The organism is Streptomyces sp. NPDC111507 (genome assembly GCF_055638955.1).
In genome coordinates this window covers 355,779-378,942 of sequence record NZ_JBVKBU010000004.1, presented here as the reverse complement: position 1 = coordinate 378,942, position 23,164 = coordinate 355,779, and the positions used below count along the sequence as shown (strand labels likewise).

General features: G+C 69.4%; 23 protein-coding genes. 16 read left to right on the top strand and 7 right to left on the bottom strand.

Features of this window, described 5'->3' with window-relative positions; all coding sequences use genetic code 11:
• Window positions 1-68 precede the first annotated feature (68 nt).
• Window positions 69-575: a glutathione peroxidase gene (locus tag ACZ7M2_RS19440; protein ID WP_352044209.1), complete on the bottom strand. Its 507-nt coding sequence runs from the start codon at window positions 573-575 to the stop codon at window positions 69-71.
• Between the two features lie 78 nt (window positions 576-653).
• Here ACZ7M2_RS19440 and ACZ7M2_RS19435 point away from each other — a divergent pair, with 78 nt between their 5' ends.
• Window positions 654-1,586: an SMP-30/gluconolactonase/LRE family protein gene (locus ACZ7M2_RS19435; protein WP_471596296.1), complete on the top strand. Its 933-nt coding sequence runs from the start codon at window positions 654-656 to the stop codon at window positions 1,584-1,586.
• A 40-nt stretch (window positions 1,587-1,626) separates the two neighbouring features.
• Here the strand turns inward: ACZ7M2_RS19435 and ACZ7M2_RS19430 are convergent, their stop codons facing one another.
• Window positions 1,627-2,592 carry an ArsR/SmtB family transcription factor gene (locus tag ACZ7M2_RS19430; protein ID WP_471596295.1) on the bottom strand — a complete coding sequence of 322 codons (966 nt, stop codon included), beginning with the start codon at window positions 2,590-2,592 and terminating at the stop codon, window positions 1,627-1,629.
• A 103-nt stretch (window positions 2,593-2,695) separates the two neighbouring features.
• On the opposite strand from ACZ7M2_RS19430, the gene ACZ7M2_RS19425 reads away from it, so the two are divergent.
• Complete coding sequence (locus ACZ7M2_RS19425) at window positions 2,696-3,898, top strand: MFS transporter (protein ID WP_471596294.1); 1,203 nt, start codon at window positions 2,696-2,698, stop codon at window positions 3,896-3,898.
• Between the two features lie 149 nt (window positions 3,899-4,047).
• Window positions 4,048-4,890, top strand: coding sequence for a calcium-binding protein (locus ACZ7M2_RS19420; protein WP_352044212.1), 843 nt, complete (start codon window positions 4,048-4,050; stop codon window positions 4,888-4,890).
• A gap of 96 nt (window positions 4,891-4,986) precedes the next feature.
• On the opposite strand, the gene ACZ7M2_RS19415 is transcribed toward ACZ7M2_RS19420, so the two are convergent.
• The gene (locus tag ACZ7M2_RS19415; protein ID WP_471596293.1) at window positions 4,987-5,670 is read right to left on the bottom strand and encodes a GntR family transcriptional regulator; all 684 of its coding nucleotides are present in this window, start codon (window positions 5,668-5,670) and stop codon (window positions 4,987-4,989) included.
• 221 nt (window positions 5,671-5,891) lie between these two features.
• On the opposite strand from ACZ7M2_RS19415, the gene ACZ7M2_RS19410 reads away from it, so the two are divergent.
• The 8 genes from ACZ7M2_RS19410 (at window position 5,892) to ACZ7M2_RS19375 (ending at window position 13,585) form a co-directional block, all read left to right on the top strand.
• Window positions 5,892-6,626 (top strand): rhomboid family intramembrane serine protease, encoded by a 735-nt coding sequence (locus ACZ7M2_RS19410; RefSeq protein ID WP_471596292.1) that lies wholly within the window; start codon window positions 5,892-5,894, stop codon window positions 6,624-6,626.
• 90 nt (window positions 6,627-6,716) lie between these two features.
• Window positions 6,717-7,073, top strand: a complete 357-nt coding sequence (locus ACZ7M2_RS19405) for a hypothetical protein (protein WP_471596291.1) — start codon at window positions 6,717-6,719, stop codon at window positions 7,071-7,073.
• 71 nt (window positions 7,074-7,144) lie between these two features.
• Window positions 7,145-8,356, top strand: coding sequence for an acyltransferase family protein (locus ACZ7M2_RS19400; RefSeq protein ID WP_471596290.1), 1,212 nt, complete (start codon window positions 7,145-7,147; stop codon window positions 8,354-8,356).
• Window positions 8,357-8,580: 224 nt separating this feature from the next.
• Window positions 8,581-9,969: a S53 family peptidase gene (locus ACZ7M2_RS19395; RefSeq protein WP_470055044.1), complete on the top strand. Its 1,389-nt coding sequence runs from the start codon at window positions 8,581-8,583 to the stop codon at window positions 9,967-9,969.
• Window positions 9,970-10,513: 544 nt separating this feature from the next.
• On the top strand, window positions 10,514-11,137 hold the full coding sequence (locus ACZ7M2_RS19390) for a DUF6230 family protein (RefSeq protein WP_471596289.1): 624 nt from the start codon (window positions 10,514-10,516) through the stop codon (window positions 11,135-11,137).
• A gap of 76 nt (window positions 11,138-11,213) precedes the next feature.
• Window positions 11,214-11,702 carry a DUF6114 domain-containing protein gene (locus ACZ7M2_RS19385; protein WP_471596288.1) on the top strand — a complete coding sequence of 163 codons (489 nt, stop codon included), beginning with the start codon at window positions 11,214-11,216 and terminating at the stop codon, window positions 11,700-11,702.
• Window positions 11,703-11,763: 61 nt separating this feature from the next.
• Window positions 11,764-12,405: a hypothetical protein gene (locus ACZ7M2_RS19380; protein ID WP_471596287.1), complete on the top strand. Its 642-nt coding sequence runs from the start codon at window positions 11,764-11,766 to the stop codon at window positions 12,403-12,405.
• Window positions 12,406-12,895: 490 nt separating this feature from the next.
• Window positions 12,896-13,585, top strand: a complete 690-nt coding sequence (locus tag ACZ7M2_RS19375; protein ID WP_471596286.1) for a DUF4389 domain-containing protein — start codon at window positions 12,896-12,898, stop codon at window positions 13,583-13,585.
• Between the two features lie 86 nt (window positions 13,586-13,671).
• On the opposite strand, the gene ACZ7M2_RS19370 is transcribed toward ACZ7M2_RS19375, so the two are convergent.
• Window positions 13,672-14,694, bottom strand: a complete 1,023-nt coding sequence (locus ACZ7M2_RS19370) for a DUF4232 domain-containing protein (protein ID WP_471596285.1) — start codon at window positions 14,692-14,694, stop codon at window positions 13,672-13,674.
• A gap of 327 nt (window positions 14,695-15,021) precedes the next feature.
• On the opposite strand from ACZ7M2_RS19370, the gene ACZ7M2_RS19365 reads away from it, so the two are divergent.
• From ACZ7M2_RS19365 to ACZ7M2_RS19345, 5 genes are all read left to right on the top strand, one after another.
• Window positions 15,022-15,453, top strand: coding sequence for a GntR family transcriptional regulator (locus ACZ7M2_RS19365; RefSeq protein WP_471596284.1), 432 nt, complete (start codon window positions 15,022-15,024; stop codon window positions 15,451-15,453).
• Window positions 15,450-16,364 (top strand): ATP-binding cassette domain-containing protein, encoded by a 915-nt coding sequence (locus ACZ7M2_RS19360; RefSeq protein WP_471596283.1) that lies wholly within the window; start codon window positions 15,450-15,452, stop codon window positions 16,362-16,364. Before ACZ7M2_RS19365 ends, ACZ7M2_RS19360 begins: the two co-directional genes overlap by 4 nt.
• Window positions 16,361-17,377 (top strand): transporter, encoded by a 1,017-nt coding sequence (locus ACZ7M2_RS19355; protein WP_471596282.1) that lies wholly within the window; start codon window positions 16,361-16,363, stop codon window positions 17,375-17,377. Before ACZ7M2_RS19360 ends, ACZ7M2_RS19355 begins: the two co-directional genes overlap by 4 nt.
• Window positions 17,378-17,707: 330 nt before the next feature.
• Window positions 17,708-18,874 (top strand): acyltransferase family protein, encoded by a 1,167-nt coding sequence (locus ACZ7M2_RS19350; RefSeq protein WP_471596530.1) that lies wholly within the window; start codon window positions 17,708-17,710, stop codon window positions 18,872-18,874.
• Window positions 18,875-19,011: 137 nt separating this feature from the next.
• Window positions 19,012-19,791 carry a polysaccharide deacetylase family protein gene (locus ACZ7M2_RS19345; RefSeq protein ID WP_471596281.1) on the top strand — a complete coding sequence of 260 codons (780 nt, stop codon included), beginning with the start codon at window positions 19,012-19,014 and terminating at the stop codon, window positions 19,789-19,791.
• 545 nt (window positions 19,792-20,336) lie between these two features.
• Here the strand turns inward: ACZ7M2_RS19345 and ACZ7M2_RS19340 are convergent.
• From ACZ7M2_RS19340 to ACZ7M2_RS19330, 3 genes are all read right to left on the bottom strand, one after another.
• Window positions 20,337-21,011 (bottom strand): response regulator, encoded by a 675-nt coding sequence (locus ACZ7M2_RS19340; protein WP_471596529.1) that lies wholly within the window; start codon window positions 21,009-21,011, stop codon window positions 20,337-20,339.
• Window positions 21,012-21,106: 95 nt separating this feature from the next.
• Window positions 21,107-22,429, bottom strand: coding sequence for a lasso peptide C-terminal Trp epimerase (mslH, locus tag ACZ7M2_RS19335; protein ID WP_471596280.1), 1,323 nt, complete (start codon window positions 22,427-22,429; stop codon window positions 21,107-21,109).
• Window positions 22,426-23,163, bottom strand: coding sequence for a DsbA family protein (locus tag ACZ7M2_RS19330; RefSeq protein ID WP_471596279.1), 738 nt, complete (start codon window positions 23,161-23,163; stop codon window positions 22,426-22,428). Before ACZ7M2_RS19330 ends, mslH begins: the two co-directional genes overlap by 4 nt.
• Between the last annotated feature and the right edge of the window lies 1 nt (window position 23,164).

Here is a 23,164-nt window from a genome sequence, read left to right as displayed (position 1 = left end):
TCCCAGGGGCAAGGTCAACCAACGGCTTTCACCAGGTCGCCAACGGCTTTCAAGGGCGGAACCCGCAGTTACGCGAGCGCCTTCTCCACCGCCGCCACGACCTCCGCCGACTCCGGCTCGGTCTGCGGCGAGAACCGCGCCACCACGTCTCCACCCGGCCCGATCAGGAACTTCTCGAAGTTCCAGCGGATGTCACCGGTGTGGCCCTCGCTGTCGGCGGTGTTCACCAGCCGCTGGTAGAGCTCGTGCCGCGCGTCCCCGTTGACCTCGACCTTCTCGGTCATCGGGAAGGTGACGCCGTAGGTCGCGGAGCAGAACTCGGCGATCTCCTCGGAGGTGCCGGGCTCCTGCCCCATGAACTGGTTGCAGGGCACACCGAGCACGGTGAAGCCCTGTCCCGCGTACTGCTCGTGCAGCCGCTCCAGCCCCGCGTACTGCGGGGTCAGCCCGCACTTGGAGGCCACGTTCACGATGAGCACGGTCTTGCCGCGGTACTGCCCGAGGTCCGCGGTGCCGCCCTGGAGGGAGTCGATCTGGACGTCGAGCACGGAACTGCTTGAACTGTCAGTAGTCATAAACGGATGCTAACTCCGCCTGATGTCGCCCCTGCCGCCGCCCGGCCACGTCCCCGTCCGCTCGGTAAGGTCGCGAGCGTGACCACAGCGAACACGATCAAGGGCATCTACGAGGTACTCGACGACCGCTTCGTCACCGGCCGCTGCACGAACGGCGACGGCAGGCTCGAGGTCCTCCACGACGGCTCCCGCTGGGCCGAGGGCCCGCTGTACGTGCCCGCCTGGCGCCAGCTCATCTGGAGCGACATCCCCAACGACCGCATCCTGCGCTGGGACGAGCCCACCGGCACGGTCGGCGTCCTGCGCACCCCCGCGGGCAACAGCAACGGCAACACCCTGGACCGCGAAGGCCGCCTGATCAGCTGCGAGCAGGGCAACCGCCGGGTGACCCGGACGGAGCACGACGGATCGGTCACCGTCCTCGCCGACCGCTACGACGGCAAGCGGCTCAACAGCCCGAACGACGCGGTCGTACGGTCGGACGGTTCGGTCTGGTTCTCCGACCCGGACTTCGGGATCCTGAGCGACTACGAGGGCCACCGGGCCGAGTCGGAGATCGGCGCGTGCCACGTCTACCGCCTCGACCCGGGGACCGGCGAGGTACGGCTCGCCGCGGACGGCTTCGACGGGCCGAACGGCGTCGTCTTCTCGCCCGACGAACGGCAGCTGTACGTCTCCGACTCCCGCGCCGCCCGCATCCGCGTCTTCGACGTCCGCGACGACGGCACCCTCGCGGACGGGAAAACGTTCGCGGAAGCAAAGAATGGTGTCCACTTCGACAACATCCGCTTCGACGACGAGGGCAGGCTGTGGGCGGCCGCCCTGGACGACGGGGTGCACTGCTACGACCCCGACGGCACCCTCATCGGCCGGCTCCTGGTCCCCGAGAGGGTCTCCAACCTCACCTTCGGCGGCCCCAGGAACAACCGCCTCTTCATCACGGCGTCCACGTCCTTGTACTCGCTGATGATGTCGGTGACCGGCGCCCCGCGCATCCAGCGGCACCGGTAGACCGGCACGCCGGTGACCCGGGACACCCGCTCCTCCCGGCCTACTCCCGCTGGGCCTTCACGAGTACCTCCCCGGCGGCCGTACGGGAGTACAGCACCGACCGCCCGGCCCGCCCCCTCCGTACCAGCCGGGCGTCCAGCAGCACCTTCAGATGGCGTCCGACCGAGCCGAGACCCTGCCCGGTCAGGGCCACCAACTGGGTCGTGCTCATGGGGGAGTCGAGGAGGACGAGGACCCCGGCGCGGGCGGGTCCGAGTAGCGTGCCCAGGCTCTCCGGCACGGCCTCGGGGCCGGTGTCGGCGAGCACGCCCGAGCAGGGGTAGACGACGGCGTACCGGTCCGGCTCCTCCCACGCCACCCAGCCGTGCCGCTGCGGTGTGATCGGTACGAACACCAGCTCGGCGCCGGAGATCTCGCGTGGCGGGTACTCGTGGAGATTGATCTGCAGCCGGTTGTCGCCGAGCCAGCGCGTGCCCGGCCGCAGCGTGTCGAGGGCCGCCGCCCAGCCTCCCTGGCTCACCTGCGCGGTCCGGGCAATGACATCGGCCTCCAGGACGCGCCGCCGCCGGTCCCAGTAGGGGCGTACGGCCTCGGTCCAGACGTGGGTGAGCAGGTCGGCGGCGCGCTCCGGGAGGTCGTCGCGGTGCAGGGCGGCGGGCAGCGGCCTTGCGAGGGAGACGGTGAGATGGGCCCGCGCGTCCGCGGCCGACGCCTCCCGCACCCGGGCGACCTCCTCCTCGAAGTCGGCCTCGCCGCGCGGCGTCGGCGTCAGGAAGTCGGCGATCCAGTTCCGCCCGAGCCCGGACCGTATGAGGAGCGCGGTGACGGGGTCACCGGCCAGCCGCCTCTTGTACGCGGGCAGGTGGGCGTCGAGCCAGGCCCGCTCCCCGGGGTGCGCGGCGGTCCCCGCGTGCAACAGCTTGACGGCGGCGAAGGTCTCGGCGAGCGGGGAGAGCACGAAACGGGTGCGGGCGAGGGTGTCGGCGTTGATCTGCCACCAGCCCATCCGCACCTCCCGCCGCTTGTCTCCCGCTGTGCATGGCCCTGCGTGGTTTCGCTTCTCCGCGAAACAATAACGACCACGCCGGGCGCCACCCGAGACTCCGCGCATGCGCAGCTACTCCGACCTTTTCCGCACCCGGGAGTTCACCCCTCTCTTCCTGTCCTCCGCGCTCAACTCGGCGGCCTCGACGATCGCCGGTCTGGCCGTCGGGACGCTGGTGTACAGGGCCACGGACTCGCCGCTGCTGTCGGCCGTGAGCATGTTCGGGCCGCAGCTCGCCCAGGTGGTCGGCGCGACCACCTTGCTGTCGGCGGCGGACCGGCTGGCGCCGCGCGCCACGATGACGGGCATCGCCCTGTCCTTCGCCGTCGGTACGGCGGTGATGGCGACGCCGGGCCTTCCGGTCTGGGCGCTGTTCCTCCTGATCTTCGTCCTCGGTCTTGTCTCGTCCCTCGGCGGCGGTGTCCGCTGGGGTCTGCTGAACGAGATCCTGTCCAAGGAGGGCTACCTGCTGGGCCGTTCGGTCCTCAACATGGCGAACGGCCTCACGCAGATCACGGGTTACGCGACGGGTGGCGTCCTGGTGGCGGTGCTCTCGCCGAGGATCACGCTGGCGGGCGCGGCGGCCCTGTATCTCGCGGCGGCCCTGATCACCCGCTTCGGCATGACCCGCCGGGCGCCGAGGGCCACCGGCCGCCCCTCGATCGCGCAGACCTGGCGTACCAACGCGCTGTTGTGGTCCTCGCGCCCGCGCCGGACGACGTACCTGCTCCTGTGGATCCCGAACGGTCTGATCGTCGGCTGTGAGTCCCTGTACGTGTCCTACGCCCCGGACCGGGCGGGTCTGCTCTTCGCCTTCGCGGCGTTCGGCATGTTCGTGGGCGATGTGACGACGGGCCGTTTCCTCCCGCCCGCGGTCCGCGGTCGCCTGGGCATCCCGTTCCTGCTGCTCCTGGCGACGCCCTATCTGCTGTTCGCGCTGCGGCCGGGGGTGGCGGTGGCGGCGGGCGCGGTCGCCCTCGCCTCGGTCGGCTTCGGGGCGAGTCTGATCCAGCAGGAACGCCTGATGGCCCTGACCCCGGACGAGCTGAGCGGGCACGCCCTGGGGCTGCACTCCTCGGGCATGCTCACGATGCAGGGGGTGAGCGCGGCGCTGGCGGGGTCGGTCGCCCAACTCACCTCGCCCGGAACGGCGATGACGGTGATGGCGATCACGTCGGTCGCCGCGACGCTGCTGATTTCGAGCTCCCGTCAACGCCCGGAAGTGTCCACACCACAACAGAAGCAACCAGAAGTGAACGCCCTCTGAACGCCGAAAAGTTGTACGACCGAAGCCACAACTTCCCCGCTGAGGACGCCGTCGAACGGGATGACCACACGCGCACAGACTCACGCGCGGACCTCATCGGCCCCCAGGGCCCCGTTGGGCCCATCGGGCCCCGTGGAGGAGAACCGACCATGTTCAGTCGCCGCATCACCGCTCTGCCGAAGGCGCTGGCGCTCGCCACCGCCGCCGTGGCCGTCACCCTCGCCGCCCCCGCGGCACAGGCCGCGCCCGCCAGGAGCGCGACCGCGGTCGTCGTCGGCCAGAAGCTGTTCTACACGGCGGCCGCCGGTCAGACGAACCACCTGTCCATCTCCTGGGCGCTCGGTGCGTTCGACCCGGATTCCCAGCTGAGCGACTACATCTACACCTTCGACGACACCGTCAAGATCTCCCTCGGCGCGGGCTGCGTCCGCCCGGCCGGCGGCGACGACACCAAGGCCGTCTGCACGGTGACCGAGCCCAACACCTCGGCGTCCGACCTCGACTCCCTGATCGTCGACCTCGGCGACGGCAACGACACCGCGACGACCAGCAACACCAGCGGCGGGTACACGAGGATCTACGGCGGGCCGGGCAACGACACCCTGACCGGCCACGGCGTCGACGTCCTCTACGGCCAGGGCGGCAACGACCGTCTCTCCGGCGGCGGCGGGGTCTACGACGAGGGCGCGAACGGTGGCGCGGGCAACGACACCCTCGTCAACTGCAGCGCCGAGTGCCACGGTGGCGCGGGCAACGACAGCCTGTCGGGCACGAGCGGCGACAACGCGCTGTTCGGCGACGACGGCAACGACAAGCTGTACGGCAACGCGGGCCGCGACCTGCTCCAGGGCGGCCGTGGCGACGACACCCTGTACGGCGGGGCGGGCGACGACAAGCTGTACGGCAACAGCGGCAACGACGTCCTGCACGGAGGCGCCGGCAAGGACTTCCTGTCCGGTGGCCCCGGCCGCAACAAGACGTACCAGAACTGACCCGTTCGCGGGGTGGTCGGGCGGGCGTGAGGAACGCCGGCCCGACAGGCTCTCGGTCTCCCCTGGAGCCGAGAGTCTGACCGTCCCCTTTGAGGTTCAGGCCTTGCCCGTCCCGGGCCCCTCGACGGTGCGCAGGGCCTCGATGACGCTGGCCACATGAGCACGGGCGGCCGCCTCGGCGCGCTGCGGATCACGCGCGGCGATGGCCTCGACGAGGGCGAGGTGTTCGCCCAGGGAGACCTGGGGGCGCCCGGACTGCAGGGCCAGCCGGAACTGGTGGCGGACGATCTGGGCGTTCAGGCGGGTGAGGAGTTCGGCGGCGGTGTCCTGGCCGGAGATGTCCCGGACGAAGTCGTGCAGTTGGCGGTTGAGCTCGGAGTACTTCAGGGGCTCGGCGGCCAGGACGGCGGCGCGCAACTGCTCGCCGAGTGCGAGGAGTTGCGTGATCTGCGCATCGGTGACCCGTTCGGCGGCCTTGGCCGCGCACAGCCCCTCGAGCACCATGCGGCACTCGTAGATCTCCACCGCCTCGCTCACGGACACGGTCCGGACCCGGGCCCCGCGGTTGCGGATCCGCTCCACAAGGCCGTCGGCGGCGAGATCGACCAGCGCGGCCCGCACGCTGGCCCGCGTGACGTCGAACTGCTCGGCCAACTCGGCCTCGACCAGTCGCTGCCCTGGCACCATGTCACCGGCGAGGATGGCCCCGCGCAGCGCGACGAGGGCCTGCTCCTTGGCCGCGGCGCCGCTGCCTTTGGCACTGCCGGTAGCTGGGGACACGTACGTACTCCTTCGGTCTCGAACTCCTGGAGCGCCGCAGGCTTCCTCGGGCTTCCTCGAGCTCTCCGCTCTCCAGGGAGATGGTTACCGACCGTAGGATGGGTACACAAAATCGTCAACAATCTGGGCCCCGACCGTGGGGATCCGGGCCCGGTGGCTGCTGGCATTCTGGGGGTGTGGTCGTGGAGCGGATGCGGATCCGCCGGGGAGGGGAGCGTGCCATGGACGGGGCGGAACGGGAACGGGCCGGTACGGGGCCGATGGGTCCCGAGCAGATGATCGCGGAGGCGCGGAAGGCGTTCTTCGTGATGTTCGGGTTCCTCGCGCTGGTCTGGCTGGCGCAGCTCGCGAACTTCGCCGACCACTACGCACTCTCGCGGGACTACGGAGTGGTGTCCGGCGACATCGGCACGCTGCCCAACATCCTCACCGCACCCTTCCTGCACTGGAACTGGGCACACATCGAGAGCAACTCGGGACCGCTGTTCGTCTTCGGATTCCTCGCCGCCTACCGAGGGGTGGTCCGTTTCCTCGGGCTGAGCCTGCTCATCGTGGTGACCAGCGGCCTCACGGTCTGGTTCCTCGAGCAGGGCAACGTCGACACGGTCGGCGCCAGCGGCCTGATCTTCGGGTACTTCGGCTATGTCGTGGTGCGCGGGCTCTTCGACCGGCATCTGATCGACACGCTGATCGGTGTCGTCATGGCGGCCTCCTTCGCCTACATGCTCACCGTGGCGGTGCCCGGGACGCCGGGGGTGAGCTGGCTGGGACACCTCGGCGGCCTGATCGGCGGCCTGGTCGGGGCCTGGCTCTTCCGGGACCGACACCCCCGGCCCGCCAAGGACACCCACTCCGGCGGCGGCACCGGCCCGACCACCCGCGGCGCCCTTCAGCCCCGCGCCGACAACCCACGCGCCGACCTCCACAAGGAACTCGGCGACCTGGGCCTGCTCTAGAAGGCCCGCTCCAGCACCCACCGGGTTCGACCCGGCCGCGTCTTCGCCAACGACCGGGTCGCCACGGGTCTGTTGACCGTCGGGGAAGGCGTGAGCGCCGTACTCGACCACGCCCGCTACGCGGATGTCATGTTCGCCCTGGAACAGCAGTCCGGCTCCGTCGTCACGTACATCGCCGAAGTCCACCGGGACCACGGCACGCATCTCGCCGCGCTCGACGAGGCCGAAGGCGTCACTCGCCTCGGCGACGGCACGGTCCGTTTCACCAGCCCCGCCGTCGCCTCTCCGCGCAGCCTTCCGGAACGCCCCGGCCTCCCGTCGTGTGCGGCCTGGCTCACACCGATGGGCCCGTATCGCACGGTGGACAGTGGGTACGCGCCATCTGTGGGCCTCGGCGGCGCCGTCATCCACCCTGAAGGGGACAAATACGGCAACCTTGCCATGTGACCGTCGGGCATGTGATCGGTGGCTTCCGCGGTCTGTCCGGAAGAGAAGGACGACCCTGGAACGGGGGACGCATGACCCAGGCGGACGATCGCAGGGGACTGGCCGGCGTGGCCACGAGACAGGGGCTCGAGGGAGCGGTCGCGGAGGAGGCGCCGTCGCCGCAGCCGGCCCGTGCGCCGCGGGTGATCCCGGTCCGGCGGGGCGCCCGCGAGAACCGGCTCGCCGCGTTGGACGGGCTGCGATTCCTGGCGGCGCTGTCGGTGGTGCTCTTCCACTTCGTCGGCCAGACCCCCGGAGCGATGGTCGTCGTCTGGGGGCGTTCGTACCGGAGCACCTTTCCGGAGGCGCACGCCTACTTCGCCTTCGGACGGCTCGGCGTCGACCTGTTCTTCCTGATCAGCGGCTTTGTGATCTGCATGAGCGCGTGGGGGCGTACCCCGCGTGACTTCTTCATCTCACGCGTCACTCGTCTGTACCCGATGTACTGGATCGCGATCGTGGTGTCGGCCTGTGTCATCTACTTCGCCGACACCCCGTTCGGGCACCCCAACCCGCGGGTGCTCTTCGCGAACTTCACGATGCTGCAGACCCCGCTCGGTGTGTCCAACCTGGACCCGGTCTACTGGACGCTCTGGCCGGAACTCTGCTTCTACCTCACGTTCGCCGTCGTGGTGTGGAAGGGCCTCACCCACCAGCGGGTGGTGATCTTCTGCGGGTTGTGGACGGTCGCCGCGGTGCTGGCACCCAGCGCCCAGATCCCGCTGCTCACGCTGATCGTGAACCCGACGTCCGCCCCGTACTTCATCGCGGGCATGGCCTTCTACCTCATGCACCGCTACCGGCCGACGCCGCTGCTGTGGGGGATCGTCGCCATGTCGTGGCTGCTGGCGCTGCACTTCCTGCTGGCACCCCACGGCGGTCGCGTCAACTGGGCCACGTGGGCGCCGTGGCGCGGCTGGCTGATCCTCGTGACCACGCTGTTCTTCCTGGTGATGGGCGCCATCGCGCTCGGCGGGACCCGCCGGATCCGCTGGCGCGGGCTGACCGTCGCGGGTGCGATGACCTTCCCGCTGTACCTGTTGCACGACACGATCGGAATGACCGTCGCCCACCACTACGGCGACCGGATCGACCCCTCGGTGCTGGTCGTGGCCACGGTGACCGCTTTGATCGTCCTGTCGTACCTCGTGCACCGCTTCGTCGAGCGGCCCCTCGCGCTGGCCATGCGGCGCTCGCTGAACACCGCCGCGTTCGACCTGCAGCCGCCGACGTCGCGCCCTTGACGGACGGCGGTACGACGGCGTCCCCGGGCGACCGCCGCCCGGCTGCCCGCCCGGCGGGTCCGCGCGCCGTGAAACGCGCTGGCCAAGCAGGCCGTTCGCACCGCAGGTGCTGTTTGGGTAAAGGGTTCGGCATCGACAGTTCAATGGTCTTGTCCTGTGCATGTCTCACTCGATGAGATGCACGGAGACCACTCCGTGCAACTCAGGACCACCCAGGGGGATTCATGCACATATCCCGTACCGGGCGCGGCGTCGCGGCCTCCACGGCCGCCACCGCCGCCCTCGCCGTCGCCGCGCTGGCGACCGCTCCGCTGGCCGGCGTCACCACCGCCGCGCCTGCCGCCGTACCGCACACCAAGGCCGTCCCGGCCATCGCCGGGCACACCCTGGTCCGCGACGTGGCCAGCCCGCTCTCCAGTGAGCAGTGCCAGGCCAAGTGGCACATCGCCTGTTACAACCCGCTCCAGTACCGCACCGCGTACGACCTCAACGCGCTGTACCGGAAGGGCATCACGGGCAAGGGGCGCACCATCGTCATCGTCGACTCGTACGGCTCCCCGACCGTCCAGCACGATCTCGACGTCTACAGCAAGCAGTTCGGCCTGCGCAGCACCAAGGTCAACGTGGTCAAGTGGGGCAAGGTTCCCGTCTTCGATCCCAAGAACGCCGACATGACCGGCTGGGCGGGGGAGACCACCCTGGACGTCGAGATGGCGCACGCCGTGGCGCCCGACGCCAAGATCGTCCTGGTGGAGACGGCGGTCGCGGAGACCGAGGGCACCACCGGTCTGCCGGAGATGATGGACGCCGAGAAGCACCTGATCGACCGTGGCGTCGGTGATGTCATCAGCCAGAGCTTCGGCGCCACCGAGGACACCTTCCCCGGTTTCGACAAGGGCGACTTCTCCAGCATCAAGAAGCTGCGCTACGCCTTCGAGGACGCGAACCGCAAGCACGTGACCGTCCTCGCCTCCTCGGGTGACGGCGGCGCCACGGACCTGAAGGCGGACGGCAAGACCTACTACGACAAGCGCGTCAACTCCTGGCCGTCCTCGGACCCGTTGGTCACCTCCATCGGTGGCACCCAGCTCCACCTGAACGACAAGGGTCAGCGCGTCAAGCCCGACAGCGTCTACAACGACTACGGCTCGGGCGGCGGCGGCCAGTCCCACGTCTTCTCCCGCCCGGCCTTCCAGAACGGCGTGAAGAACGTCGTCGGCGCCCGCCGCGGCACCCCGGACGTGTCGCTGGCCGCCGCGGTCAACGGCGGTGCCTGGATCTACTCCAGCTACGACCCGACCGCCACCGGCTGGGACGTCACCGGCGGTACCAGTGAGGCCAGCCCGCTCTTCTCGGGCATCGTCGCCCTCGCCGACCAGGCGGCCGGCCACCGGGTGGGCAACATCAACGAGGCGCTGTACGCCCTGTCCAAGCGTTCCGCCCATCACGACAAGAGCGCCGGCGTCGTCGACGTCAACGACGGTACGAACAACAGCTACGAAGGCGTCACCGGCTACAAGGCCGTCAACGGCTACGACATGGCCACCGGCGTGGGCACCGTCGACGCCCTCCGCTTCGTGCCCGCCCTCGCCCGAGCGAGCCACCGCGGCTGAGTCGCCCCTGCGAGTTGGCCACTGAGCGTCGCCCCTGAGACGGCCCGGGTTCCACACCCGGGCCGTCCGTCTGTTCATCTGCAGAAATCAAGTCGGTGGATTAAGCCTGAGGGGATCGAAATACTCGAAATCGACGGCATGCCGCCGCCGTCGCATGAGCCGGTCGACGGGCGGGTCGGTGCTCCGAGCCGTGCCCTCGCCCGTGCTCACTCGACCCCTGAGCGCGTAGTCCAGGAGTGGCGGTCTCCCCGGTCATGAAGTAAGGGCGCCATGGGCCTGCTCGCCAGTTCCTCTCCTTCCCTGCTGCTGACCCGGTGGCTCAGGAGCGCGTCCACTCGGCGATGGCCGGCGGATCGCAGACACCGACGGTGTCACCGCGTCGCGTGTCATCCGTATGCCGCAACGGAAACAGACTCACCCATCCGGCCGACCCGGCGTGCCGTCGGCTGACGTGCCGGGAAGCCTAGGATCCGCCACTAGAGAGAGGGGCGTCGCACCCCTGTCTGGCATCGGCGAGCCCACGGCATGACCGGAAGGAGACGGGATGCTGCACCGCGCAGGCAGGACCTCCTGGAAGCGCTTCGCCACCGTGCTCGCCCCGAGTGTCATGGCCGCCGCTGCCCTCGGCGTCGGCATGGCCCAAGGAGCGCTGGCCGCGTCGTTCCTCATCTCCGGCCAGAAGTTCCAGGTGGCCCTGGACACCCTGGACGTCCGTGGTCTGAGCATCTACGGCATGGTGGACGTGACCAGGAAGGGCGCCCTGGTGCCGGTCGTGGTCACCGGGGCCAGCCGCGCGGAGATCGGCGGGCTGTGCCAGTCCGTGGTGGTTTCGATCCCGGTTCTGGGCCCGTACACGCTGAGGATCACCGGCGGCGACCGCAGGCGGGTCGAGGCGAAGAACTTGTTCCTCGACGCGACATCCGTGTCGAGCACGCAGGCGAATTTCAACGACCTCGACATCGGTGTGGCGGCGGGAGCGGTCAGCAAGGGCCCGATCAACCGGGGGGACAGGAACTCCCGGTTCTTCGATCCCAACGGCGTTGCCCAACAGGCGGATTCGGCCTTCCTGACCAACGTGCACTTCACCACGGTCGCGGTCTCGGCCGCCACGTTCAACGTCCCGGACCTCGATGTGCGGCTCAGACAGGGCCACCACGAGTGCTTCTGACCCAGCGTCACGCAACACGCGCCCTTCGCACCCGCTCGCCGCGTACTCCCGCCCGCCGAACATCACGGAAGCCCACGTGTTCTTCGAACGATTCGGCAGGCGCCGGAACCTGCGCGTCGCCGCCACCGCCACCGCCGCCCGACGCGAATTCAGGACCTGGCGGCACGAACGTCCCTTCTGGGCAGGCCTGTTCACCTTCACGGCGGGCGTGCCCATCATCTACTTTCCGTACGCGCACCTGAAGTTCAACGCCATCCCACTGGCACTGTCGACCTCGGCCGGCGCGGGGTCGCTGATCATCGGAGTACTCCTCGTGGCCCTGGCCATCTCCCTCTGGTTCCACCAGCAGGCGCGCGTATTCGCAGGGATCGCGGTCATTCTGCTCGCCCTCGTCTCGTTTCCCGTCGCCAATTTCGGGGGCCTCCTCATCGGGTTGATGTCCGGCCTGATCGGCGGATCCCTGGCCTGTGCCTGGATCCCTCCGACGGGCGCCGCCGAGTCGCAGCCCGCAGCGAACCCTGCGTCAACGACCATCCCCGCGGGTGAGGACCACGGTGGCAAGTGATGAGCCGACCAGCTGTGCGGCAAGCGGGCCGGAGTCCGATCCCTGCCGTCCGGGCCGTGCGGTGAACAACCGCCTGGCCGGTCAACTGCTGTGGCCCCTCGCCTGCGCGCTGGCCGTCGCCGGCCTGCCCTTGGTCCTGCACCTCGCCACACCGGCGGCCTCGAAGGCGTTGCTCGCCCCCGGCGGCATCCGTACGTCCAAGGCACCAGCAGATGCCGGTACGCCGGCTGCCCGACTGCCGGGCCGGCCGGCGAACACCCCCTGGGTGCTGCGCGCCGACAGACTCGTACTCCACGGCAGTGCCTTCCGCGGCGTGGTCACCGTCCGGACCGCGGCCGGGTCCCAGCGGATGCTGAAGTTCACCGCACAGTCGCTGGACTTCGGCGACCTCGACCTGACGGCGGGCCGTGGCCGCGCGGCGGTGCGTCTGCGGACCAAGCCCGCGACCACATCCACGCTCAAGGGCAAGGACGTGGTGACTCTGTACACCCAGAAGCTGTCCGGCACGCTCGTCGGACTGGGCGGCGCTCCGCTCCCGGCGGACCGCAGCGTCACCGTCACCCCCGACGCGCTGCCCCCGTGGCTCTCCCACCCCGCCGCTCCCACCCGCACCATCACCTTCGAGAAGGTGACCGTTTCGCAGGTCGCCCAGCTCAGCGGCGACATGTCCCTCGCCGGGCCGGCCCTCAGCGCGAGGCCATGAGCCGGGCCGTACCCCGGTCCGGCGATCCCGTACCCACGCGGTGGTCGTGGCCCTGGAACGCGGACTGCTCGTACGCCCGGACCGTAAGGCGCCCTGAGCGGCCGCTCTCCAGGAGAAGGGTGTCCTGAGCCTCACGCGATCCTGAGGAATTCCATATCCAGGAAGACCGGCCGGAGAGCCTCACGTCATGCCACGGAATCTCGTGGCTTGACAGCTCGACATCGGTGATTGGCCTGGTCGAGCGCGTATACGCGCTGGTGACCGCCGACGCCCTACTCCGCCGCCGCGCCTATCGGGTCCGCCGCGATCCGTCAAGTCACGTGTTCCCCTGACACGAAATCCAGGGGCATGACGCAATTCGATTGCCGGGACCTAATGGAGACACGGCTCACAGAGAGCAAGTGGCCCGCCCGCATCGTCGAAAAAGTCCTGGGGATGCGATTTACGGGCCACATTTCCTCCTATTCGCACAAGAAAGGATGTGGCAGTAATGTCTCTCACTTCCGCTCATCCCCTATGCGTCGAAGCGACCCTGGATCCCCGCCTGACCCGATGGAAGTGGCTGGTGAAGTGGATCCTCGCCCTCCCGCACTACATCGTCCTTCTCTTCCTGTGGATCGTGTTCCTGCTGCTGAGCATCGTCGCGTTCTTCAGCATCCTCATCACCGGCAGATACCCCCGACCGCTCTTCGATTTCAATGTCGGCGTCCTACGGTGGAACACGCGAGTCAATTACTACGCCTCCTCAGTGCTCGGCACCGACAGGTATCCGCCGTTCACCCTCAAAGACGTGCCCGACTATCCGATCCGCGTCGATGTCGCCTATCCCAAGCGACTGTCCCGCGGCCTGGTTCTGGTCAAGTGGCTGCTGGTCATACCGCAGTTGCTGGTGATCATGATATTGGTGAGCAGTCCCTCGAGCGTGTACCGGCACCTCGATGACTACAGTCCGATCGGCTCCGGGCTCATCGGCGTGCTCTCCACCATCGCGGTGGTGATCCTGATGTTCACGGGGAGCTACCCGCGTGGTCTGTTCGACTTCCTCATGGGCCTGCTGCGCTGGACGATGAGGGTGCTCGTCTACGTGTACCTCATGACCGACAAGTACCCGCCGTTCCGGCTGGACATGGGAGGCAGCGAACCCATGGCAGCGGCGACACAGCCGGCGGGCGGCGGGTAAGCATCTCCGCCGCCGGCCGAGTGCGGGACGGTCTGGACGGACCGTCCCGCACGCGGGTGGCCGCGCCCGTGCCGGCGTCGTGGTGGTCAATGCGGTGGTGACAGGGAGATGGAGTCGCCGCAGGCATCGATCTGTGCCGCTGCACGATGTGTGTCCAGGACGGGGACGTTCGTGCGCTCACGGTCGGGGTTGTGCGGTGCCGAGACCAGCGCTTCGCCCTCCTTGACGCAATAATCGCCGGCGCCTTTCGCACCGCGGGGCGTGTACTGAACGTCGACCGTCACTCTGGCCCCCTTGTGCAGAGTGACTGGCTTGGGGTGTCCGTGGCCGACGCCCTCAATGCTGTTCGCCTTCCCGTTGTGGACGCTGAAACCCGGGTAGCCGGCAAACACGCAGGCTTTGGGCCCCTTGTTGGCAGCGGTCAATAGTGCGTCGCGCCGATCACTGCTTTTCGTGGGGAGCAGGACCAGCGTCCACGTCAAAGAACCGGTTCGGCACCCGGTGGGTTCCGGCGCCTCGGAGGAAGTGGCGGACGAAGTGACGGACGGAACGGACGGACTCGCGGCGCCACTCGCGGGAGGGGCGGTCCCGTTCTCTCCGGCCTTGTGGCCACAGGCCGTGACGGCCAAGCCCACCATGAGCACTCCCAACTCGGCGGTGAGACGTGTGGTCGCTCGCATCGTTCCCCCTGAATGCATGGTCTGTCCGTTTGACGAACGGTTGGGCCCCTCCGTCATGACCAGGTCGTGCTTCCACAGGTCGTTGGGGTCGCGCATGCGGGCCTCGGCGCCGAGGCCCGCGGTCGAGGTGGCCACGTAGGTGTCGAGCTCGCCGTCCACCCAGCGTACGAGAACGTCCCAGTTGGCCTTGCCGCTGAAGTTCCCACTGGTCAGCAAGGTGGCGTTCTTCCAGGTGTCGTTCGGAGCCAGAAGGCGCTTCTCGGTCCCGAAGGTGCCGGCACCGACATACGTGTAGAGGGTCAGTTCGCCGTCGACCCAGCGCACCATCAGGTCCGTGGCGTACTTTCCGTTGTGGAACTGCCCGGCCGAGATCTGAATCGCGTTCTTCCAGATGGAGCCGGAGGGCGCCATCTGGACTTCTCTGCTCATGCCCGAAGCGCTGACGTCCGGGTAGAGAGTGACCTCACCGTCGGACCAGCGCACCATGCGAGTGATGCCCTAAGCCCTCTCGGACAACCGCTCCCCCCCGGACGTAGTGACACGCGAGTGGCCGTGAGCTCGAGGGCGGTCGATCGCGCGTTGGGGGCCGTGTTGGACTCCGGTCCCTGTCCGCCGTACGCGTCACGCCCGAAGGGTCTGGCGGGCGAGGGCCGCTTGGGTCGTGTCCCTGTTTGACATCGCTGCCGCGCCTCCACCATGCTTGTATTAATTCATTAGTGGAAGTGCACTGGGCGCACTGTGGTCAGGGAAGGTGACGTGGTCGAGTACCGGATCGACCGGGGCAGCGGCGTACCGGCCTACGTGCAGATCGTCGAGCAGACCGAACGGGCCCTCCGGATAGGCACGTTGAAGGTCGGGGACAAGTTGCCCACGGCCAGGGAGGTGGTGGCGGTGACCGCCATCAACCCCAACACCGTGCTGCGGGCCTACCGCGACATGGAGCAGGCCGGCCTGGTCGAACTGCGCCGCGGGCTGGGGACCTTCGTGACGCGGTCGCTCGCCCGGCCCGGCGCGGAGAACGACTCGCCCTTGCGCGCGGAGCTCACCGACTGGACGGCACGCGCACGGGCGGCGGGACTCGAACGGGCCGACATCCTCGCCCTGGTCACCGCCACCCTGGACGCCTACGACAACGAGCAACACAGCCGCACCCCGGGCGACCGGGAACGGAAAGAGGAGAACGCATGACCGGGCCTGACGCGCCGGCCGCGCTGTGCGCCACGGGACTCGGATTCCGGTACCGGGCGCGCGGCGGCTGGGCCCTGCGGGACTGCGAGTTCACGGTGCCCGGGGGTCGTATCACCGCCCTCGTCGGACGCAACGGCGCCGGCAAGAGCACCCTGCTGCAGCTGGCCGCCGGCCTGCTGCGGCCCCGCGCCGGGGAGATACGGGTACTGGACGCCGCCGTACCGGGTACGCCCGAGACCCGCGCCCGGGTCGCGCTGCTCACCCAGGACAAGCCGCTCTACCCCCGCTTCACCGTGGCGGACACCCTGCTGATGGGCGAGAAGCTGAACTCCTCGTGGGACCAGGCCGTCGCCGAGGGGACCGTCCGCGAGGGCGGTATCGCACTCTCCGCCCGCGTCGGCGAGCTGTCCCCCGGACACCGCACCCGTGTCGCGCTCGCCCTGGCGCTCGGCAAACGGCCCGACCTGCTGCTGCTCGACGAGCCGATGGCCGACCTCGACCCCGTGGCGCGCGGTGAGATCATGGCCGCGCTGTTGGCCGAGGCCGCCGAGCACGGGACGAGCATCGTGCTGTCCTCGCACGTCCTGCCCGAACTGGAGCAGACCTGCGACTGGGTACTGCTGCTGCGGGACGGCCGCGTCGAGCTGAGCGAGGACGCCGAGGCGTTGCGTGAGAGCCACGCCCTACTGACCGGACACGCCGATCAGGCCGACACCCTGGCCGCACGGCACACCGTCGTACACCGCCGGGCCGGTGGCAGACAGATGACCGCCCTGGTGCGGCAGCAAGGACCACTGGTCGGCGACTGGCACGTCGACCGGCCCAGCCTGGAGGACATCCTGATCGGCTACCTGCACGCCGGGGACACGGTGCGCCCGGCCGGCGCGGAGCGGACGGAGGCGACGGCATGAAGAACTCCCTCCGTACCGGTCCCGTCCGTGTCGATCCCGTCCGTGTCGGTTCGCTCCGGATCGGTGCCCTCTGGCTCGCGTGGCGTCAGCAGCGCGTGCTGGTCGGCCTCGGCGCAGCCGTCCTGGCCGCCGCCGTGGCGATCGCCGCGTACTACCGCTCGGGCATGCTGGACGCCCTGCACAGCGGACTGTTCGACCACTGCGGCACCGGACCGTTGTACTGCTCGCGCACCGACACCGGCCAGCCGCTGGTGCTGGACATCGCCCCGCTGCAGTACCTGGGGATGGTGAACATCGCCCTGCCCGTCCTGATCGGAGTCTTCTGGGGCGCCCCGCTGCTGGGCCGCGACAGGGAACTGGGCACGCACCGCATGGTCCTCGCCCAGGGCATAAGCCGCAGCCAGTGGTTCGCCTCCCGGTTCGGCCTCGCCGCGGCGACCACGGTGACCCTCTCCGGCCTGCTGGCGGGAGTGTTCACCTGGTGGTGGCGGCCCGCCGCCGACCGCAGCTACGGCCTGTTCTGGTACGACAGCACAGCCCTGAGCGGCTCGGGCCCGCGCGTCGTCGCAGCCGCCCTCTTCGGGCTGGCGGCCGGCACACTGCTGGGTCTGCTGGCCCGCCGGGTCCTGGCCGCGATGGGCCTGGCCCTCCTGGTGACCGGGGTGATGACCCTTCTGCTGGAGTGGACGCACAGGACGCGCCTGCTGGTGTCGCCACATACGTACGTGAGCGCCGGCATCGTTCCCAAGGCGCCCATGGGTGACAAGTGGTCGACCGGCCACTACGGCCTGATCACCGCCTCCGGCCGTCACGACGACGTGTTGAAGTGCGCCTTCCCCTCGGGCGCCGACCTCAGGGAGTGCATGGCCCAGCACGGATACGTCGCCCGTTTCTACGAGGCCAACCCGGCCGGTGACTACTGGACCTTCCAGTGGACCGATACCGCCGTCCTCGGCGGCCTCGCCCTCCTGTTCACGGCCGCCACCATGCTGCTCCTGCGCCGCCGCGTCTGACGGCGGCACGCCACCGCATCGGTCTTTCCCCCGTCAGGGGACCCGCGATCCGGGCCTCGTGCCGCTTCTCTTCCGGATCCCTTCCCGATCCCTTCCCGATCCCTTCCCGGTCCTTTCTCGATCCCCTTCTCGGCGACCCCCTTCGCCGGGGTCCCCTCAGCACGGAGGTCACTTCGCCATGCCCGCCGACGCCAAGTCACCGAAGGAACCGCGCGACAGCCGCGCCGGCCTCGCCCACCGGATCGGCCATGCCCTGTGCCACCCCGAGGGCCGTCAGGAAGTGAGGTGACCGCCGGGATGTGGACACTTCCTCGTCGTACGCGACGTCCGATCCCGGGACACGGTGAGCCGAGTGGGTCCGTCGACTCGAGTGGACCGCGGAGCGGGCAGGCGCGGCTGGCCGCGATAGACGGGCTCCGCCTGGTAGCGGCGGTGATGGTGGCCGCCTATCACTTCCTGGGGACACCCACCCCGCACTTCTGGGGAAAGACCGAGATCAGGGATTTCGCCCCGTTCCTGCACGAGATCAGCCGCTACGGCTGGCTCGGCGTCGAGTTCTTCTTCATCATCAGCGGATTCGTCATCTGCATGAGCTGCTGGGGGCGGACTCCCGCACAGTTCGCGGTCTCCCGGATATCGCGGCTCTTCCCTGCCTACTGGTGCGCGGTGCTCCTGGTCGTCGTGGTTGTCCTGGTCGCACGGATGGGCCACTGGCCCGCCGCCACGCACATCGACCCTCGTACGGTCCTGGGAAACCTGACGATGGTTCCGGGGCCGCTGGGACTCAACCTGGTCAGCGGAGTCAGCTGGACACTCTGGGTGGAGGCTCGCTTCTACCTGCTGATGGCCGTCCTGCTCATCTCCGGACTGTCCTATCGGCGGATGGTGGCTTTCTGCGGAGCCTGGCTCCTGGCCGGCGTCATCGCCCTTGAACTTCACTCGTCGCTGCTCAACGAGTTCGTGCTGACCCGGTACACCGGCCTCTTCGTCGCCGGGATCGTTCTCTACCTCATGCACAGGTTCGGACAGAACCTCCTGCTGTGGCTCCTGCTGGGCTTCGCCTGGTGCTACGAACTCACCGTGCTCGAATTCCGGGTGGCCGACCATGCCACCACGTCCCCCGGCGAGGGCCAGCCCTCCTGGGCCGTGTGCGCGGCCGTCATCACCGTCTGTCTCGGGCTGCTGGCACTCGCGGGTCTCGGACGGTTGGCGGGACTGCAATGGCGTTGGCTGGTCACTGCAGGGGGGCTCACCTACCCCTTCTACCTCGTCCACCAAAGCATCGGAATTCCCTTGGCCAAGGGCTTGATCCAGGCAGTTCCGGGGCTGGGACCGTTGCCTTCGATAGCGGTGTCCGTCATCTGCATGCTGGGTCTGGCCGCGCTCATCCACACATGGGTGGAACGCCGATTCGGACGCTTCCTGAGGCACCGCCTGACGCTCGACGTGCGCCTGCGAGACCTCGCGGCGAAGCCGGCTCTCGCCCGTACGCGATAGCGCGAGGTGAGAACTTCCCGCCGTTCAACCGGGTGCCCTCTCTGGCGACACACGGGCCGAGAGCAACCGGAGCGCCGTGAAGGCCATCCCCATCCATACATACCGCAGCAACAATCCGACTCAGGGAAATGTCTCGCATGCCCTTCAACATACGAATACGGCGGCCTCGCATAGTCATCGCCGTCGCCACAGCAGTGGCCGCCGCCGTGGCCGTCGCGCTGATCGTGGCTCTGACGGTCACGACCTACGATCACACCTCGCCGCGCGCCGCCCGCGACAAGGCATCGGGAACGGTGGCCGGGAACGTCGACTGCCGCAAGGCGAAGTGTGTGGCCCTCACCTTCGACGGCGGCCCCAGCCTGACGACCCCCAAACTGCTGGACATCCTGAAACAGGACGATTTGCACGCGACGTTCTTCGTGCAGGGCAAGGGCCACATCGAGAAGTACCCCAAGATCCTGCGTCGTATCTCGGACGAGGGGCACGAAATCGGCAATCACACGTGGTACCACGAGGTTCTGACGGATATCAGCGAGGCCGACGCCCGTCGGGAACTGACCCGGACGCAGGACGCCATCGAGAAGGTCACCGGTACGAAGCCCATCCTGATGCGCCCGCCGGAGGGCCGCACCAACCGCAAGGTGGCCAAGATCTGCCAGGACCTGGGGCTGGCGCAGGTGTTGTGGAGCGTCACGGCCAAGGACTACGAGACGACCGACTCGGCCCTGATCACCAAGCGGGTGCTCGACCAGACTCACCGCGACGGCATCATCCTGCTGCACGACCTGCACAAAGGGACCGTGCCCGCCGTCCCGGGAATCATCAAGGCGCTCAAGCAGAGCGGCTACACCATCGTCACGGTGTCGCAGCTGCTCGCCCCCGCCAAGCCCCAGCCGGGGATGGTCTACCGGCCCTGAACGACCGCAGTCCTCGAGACCGGGGGGAGCCACCGGCCCTGGACGACTACGGCCGGCAGGGTCGGGCAGGGCCCCCAGGCTCACCGATCCTCCCGCCAGGCCCGGTCCATCGCGTTGGCCGCCGCTTGTTCAGCGAGTTGCTCGATCTCCCGGGCACCTCTCGTTCGCGTCGGCGACTCAAGCCGGTCGACCAGCTTCTCGTACCGGCGTCGGGCCGGCTCGTTCTCGGCAGGTATCTCGCGACAGATCCTCATCCTCTGCCCGCGGCCGCAGGTGTGCCGCGCGTAGGAAGGCCCTCCCGTCCGCCGGACAGAAGGGCCTTTGACCAGGTGCTTCTCTGTACCCCCGGCAGGATTCGAACCCGCGACACCCGCTTGAGGAGTTCGGTGCGCCGCGTACCCTGTCGGCGTCGTGAGCGTCCTGGCCGTCGTCCTCCCGGAAGCCGCCCCCACTGGCTGGTCGGGCACGCAGGGGCACGTGTGGCTCTCTCCGGTCCGTACGGAAGCGTGTCTTGCCGCAGCCGTCCAGCGGGGGACGCGCCGCGGTCACGTCGGCATTCCCCGCTCAGCCAGACCGCTCTCGTACGCGATGATGACCAGCTGTGCGCGGTCGCGGGCGTGCAGTTTGGCCAGGAGGCTGCCGACGTGGGTCTTCACGGTGGGCATGCTGATGACCAGGTGGGTGGAGATCTCGGCGTTGGACAGGCCGTTGGCGATGAGGACGAGGACTTCGTGTTCTCGTTTGGTGAGGCCGACGAGTCGTGGTGCGGGGCGGGGCGTCTCGCCGCGGCGGGAGAAGTTGGCGATGACGCGCCGGGTGACCGTCGGGGCCAGTACGCCCTCGCCCGTGGCGATGACCCGGATGCCGTCCACGAGGTCGGACGGTGAGGCGTCCTTCAGCATGAAGCCGCTGGCGCCCGCCTGGAGGGCCGGGTACAGGTACTCGTCCATGTCGAACATGGTCAGGGCCAACACCCGGACCCCGGCCAGCGTCTCGTCGGAGCAGATCTCCCGGGTGGCCGCGATGCCGTCGAGGACCGGCATCCGGAGGTCCATCAGGACGACGTCCGGGGCGAGTTCCCGGGCGAGCCGGACCGCCGCGGCACCGTCGGCCGCCTCGCCGACGACCTCCATGCCGGGCGTGGAGTCCACGAGGACCCGGAAGCTCCCGCGCAGGAGTGCCTGGTCGTCCGCGATCAGTACCCGGACCGCCTCGGCCATGCGTGTTCCCCGGTTCCTCGTGCGCTCGTAGAACGTGGTGACGTGGGGCATTTTAGCCGAGCTCCCTCGTCAACCCGCCTGCCCCGCGGGGCCGTTCACGCCATGTCCAGCAGCAGCTCGGCTGTGCCGTCGGTCCCCGCCCCGACCGTCGTGCCGTACGACTCCGACAGCCGGGCGACCTCGGTCAGGATGTCCTTGGCCTCGGCCTGGTCGGCCAGACGGGGGCGGCCCCTGCGGTGCACCGGTAGGGCGAAGCCGAGGTCGACCGGGTGGAGCCGGGCCGCCACGAGGTTGCCGTCGTCGAAGGTGAGGACCGGCAGGAGCGACTGCCAGTAGCGGCGGTGCGGGGCGAACAGCCGGGTGCCGTGGCCGCTCAGCCGGTCGTAGTAGCGGCCCGGGGTGGGCGGCCGGTCGGTGGTGACCTTGGCGTAGTCCTCGGCGGAGACACGGTCGGCCAGGTCGATCTGGCTGACGAAGTTGCCGAGGCTGTAGAAGATCGGCCTGTTCCGGTACAGCTCGACTCCGCGCAAGAAGTGCGGGCCGTGCCCGACCACGACGTCCGCGCCCTCGTCGATCATGCGGTGCGCGAAGACCCGGAGGAACTCGCCCGGTGTCTCGGGCGTCGGGCCGGGCTCGTGGGAGTGCACGCTCACCACGACGAGGTCCGCGCGGAGGCGGGCCTCGCCGACCCAGCGCGCGAGCTCGTCGAGGTCGCGCGGGTCGCACTCGGTGGTGAAGCCCGGCTCGTCCGCCGTCAGGAAGCGGGTGCCGAACAGGGTGAGCCGATCGGGCGCGAGAATGGCGGGATCGACCCCGAGCAGGGTGCGGGCCTCGGCCCGGCGGGCCCGCAGACCCGTCTCGGCGTCGATCGTCCGCAGCACGTCCATCTGCGGGGCCGTCACCCGCAGGGTCGCGGAGTGCCGCAGCGGGCTGAGGCCCGGCCGGCCGGGCAGTTCCGGCGACGGATCGGCCGCCTCCTGGCCGGGCAGGAACGTCGTGGTGCAGGCGAGCAGCGCCAGGCTGCCGCCCGGCCGGTCGACGTAGACGGGCCGGCGTGCCGTGGTCAGGTCGGCGCCGATCCCGGCGAACGGGAGCCGCCGGGACCGGAGTTGGGCCACCGTGCCGAGCACGCCCTGCGTGCCCAGGTCCATGGCGTGGTTGTTGGCGCAGCCCAGCACGGTGAACCCGGACGCCGTGACCTCGTCCAGCACCCCGGAGTCCGCGATCAGACAGCCGCCGCCGGCCGCGTTGTGCACCGGGTGTCCGTGGCCGTCGTAGGGGACCACCTCCAGGTTCGTGACGGCGAAGTCGGCGTCGTGGAGGAGATCGCGGAGCCGTCCGGCGGCCGGGTCGGAGGTGATCACCGCTCCCCGGGTGGCCATGAAGTCACCGGAGAGGGCCACGGTCAGCCGGGTCACCGCCGGGCCGCCGTGACCGCACGGGTGAGCGCACCGCCCGGATCGGAACCGGTGACGTCGACCCGGCTGCCCGCCACCATGACGGTCGGGGTCAGCGCCACCTTGTGGGAGGCGGCGAGATCGGAGACGTACCGCACCCAGGGCAGGTACGGGGCGTCCTCGACGCAGCGGGCGAAGGACGCCGCGGTGATGCCGGCGTCCCGGCCGGCCGCGATCAGCTGGGCCTCGCTGAGCCCGGGGCCCTGCTCGGCGGGCTGCTTCGAGAACAGGACCGTGGAGTACTGCTCGAACCGCCCCGCGTCCGCCGCGCAGGCCGCCGCCGAGGCCGCCTGGGTCGAGTAGCCCGCGGGTGAGCTGCGGTCGTCGAGGAAGGCGACCGGGTGGTAGACGACGCTCACGCCGCCGTGCGCCTTCAGACCGTCCAGGGCCGCGGTCAGGGCTCGGTCGGTACGACGGCATTCGGGGCAGAGGTAGTCGAGGTACACGTCGACGCGTACGGCGCCGGTGGACGCGGCCACGCCCGACTTGTCGGCGGCGATCCCGGCCGGTACCCGGCTCGGCGCCTTGCCGGGGGCCGTGTTGGTCGCCCGGACCAGGCCCGCGCCGACCAGCGCGGCGGCGACCACCACCAGGGCGGCCACCAGGGACACCACCACCGCGCGCCGTCGCCGGTGTCGTTGGTGCACCATCCGGCGCACCATGGCGTCCGTTGTCCGTGTGTCCATGTCCGTCATG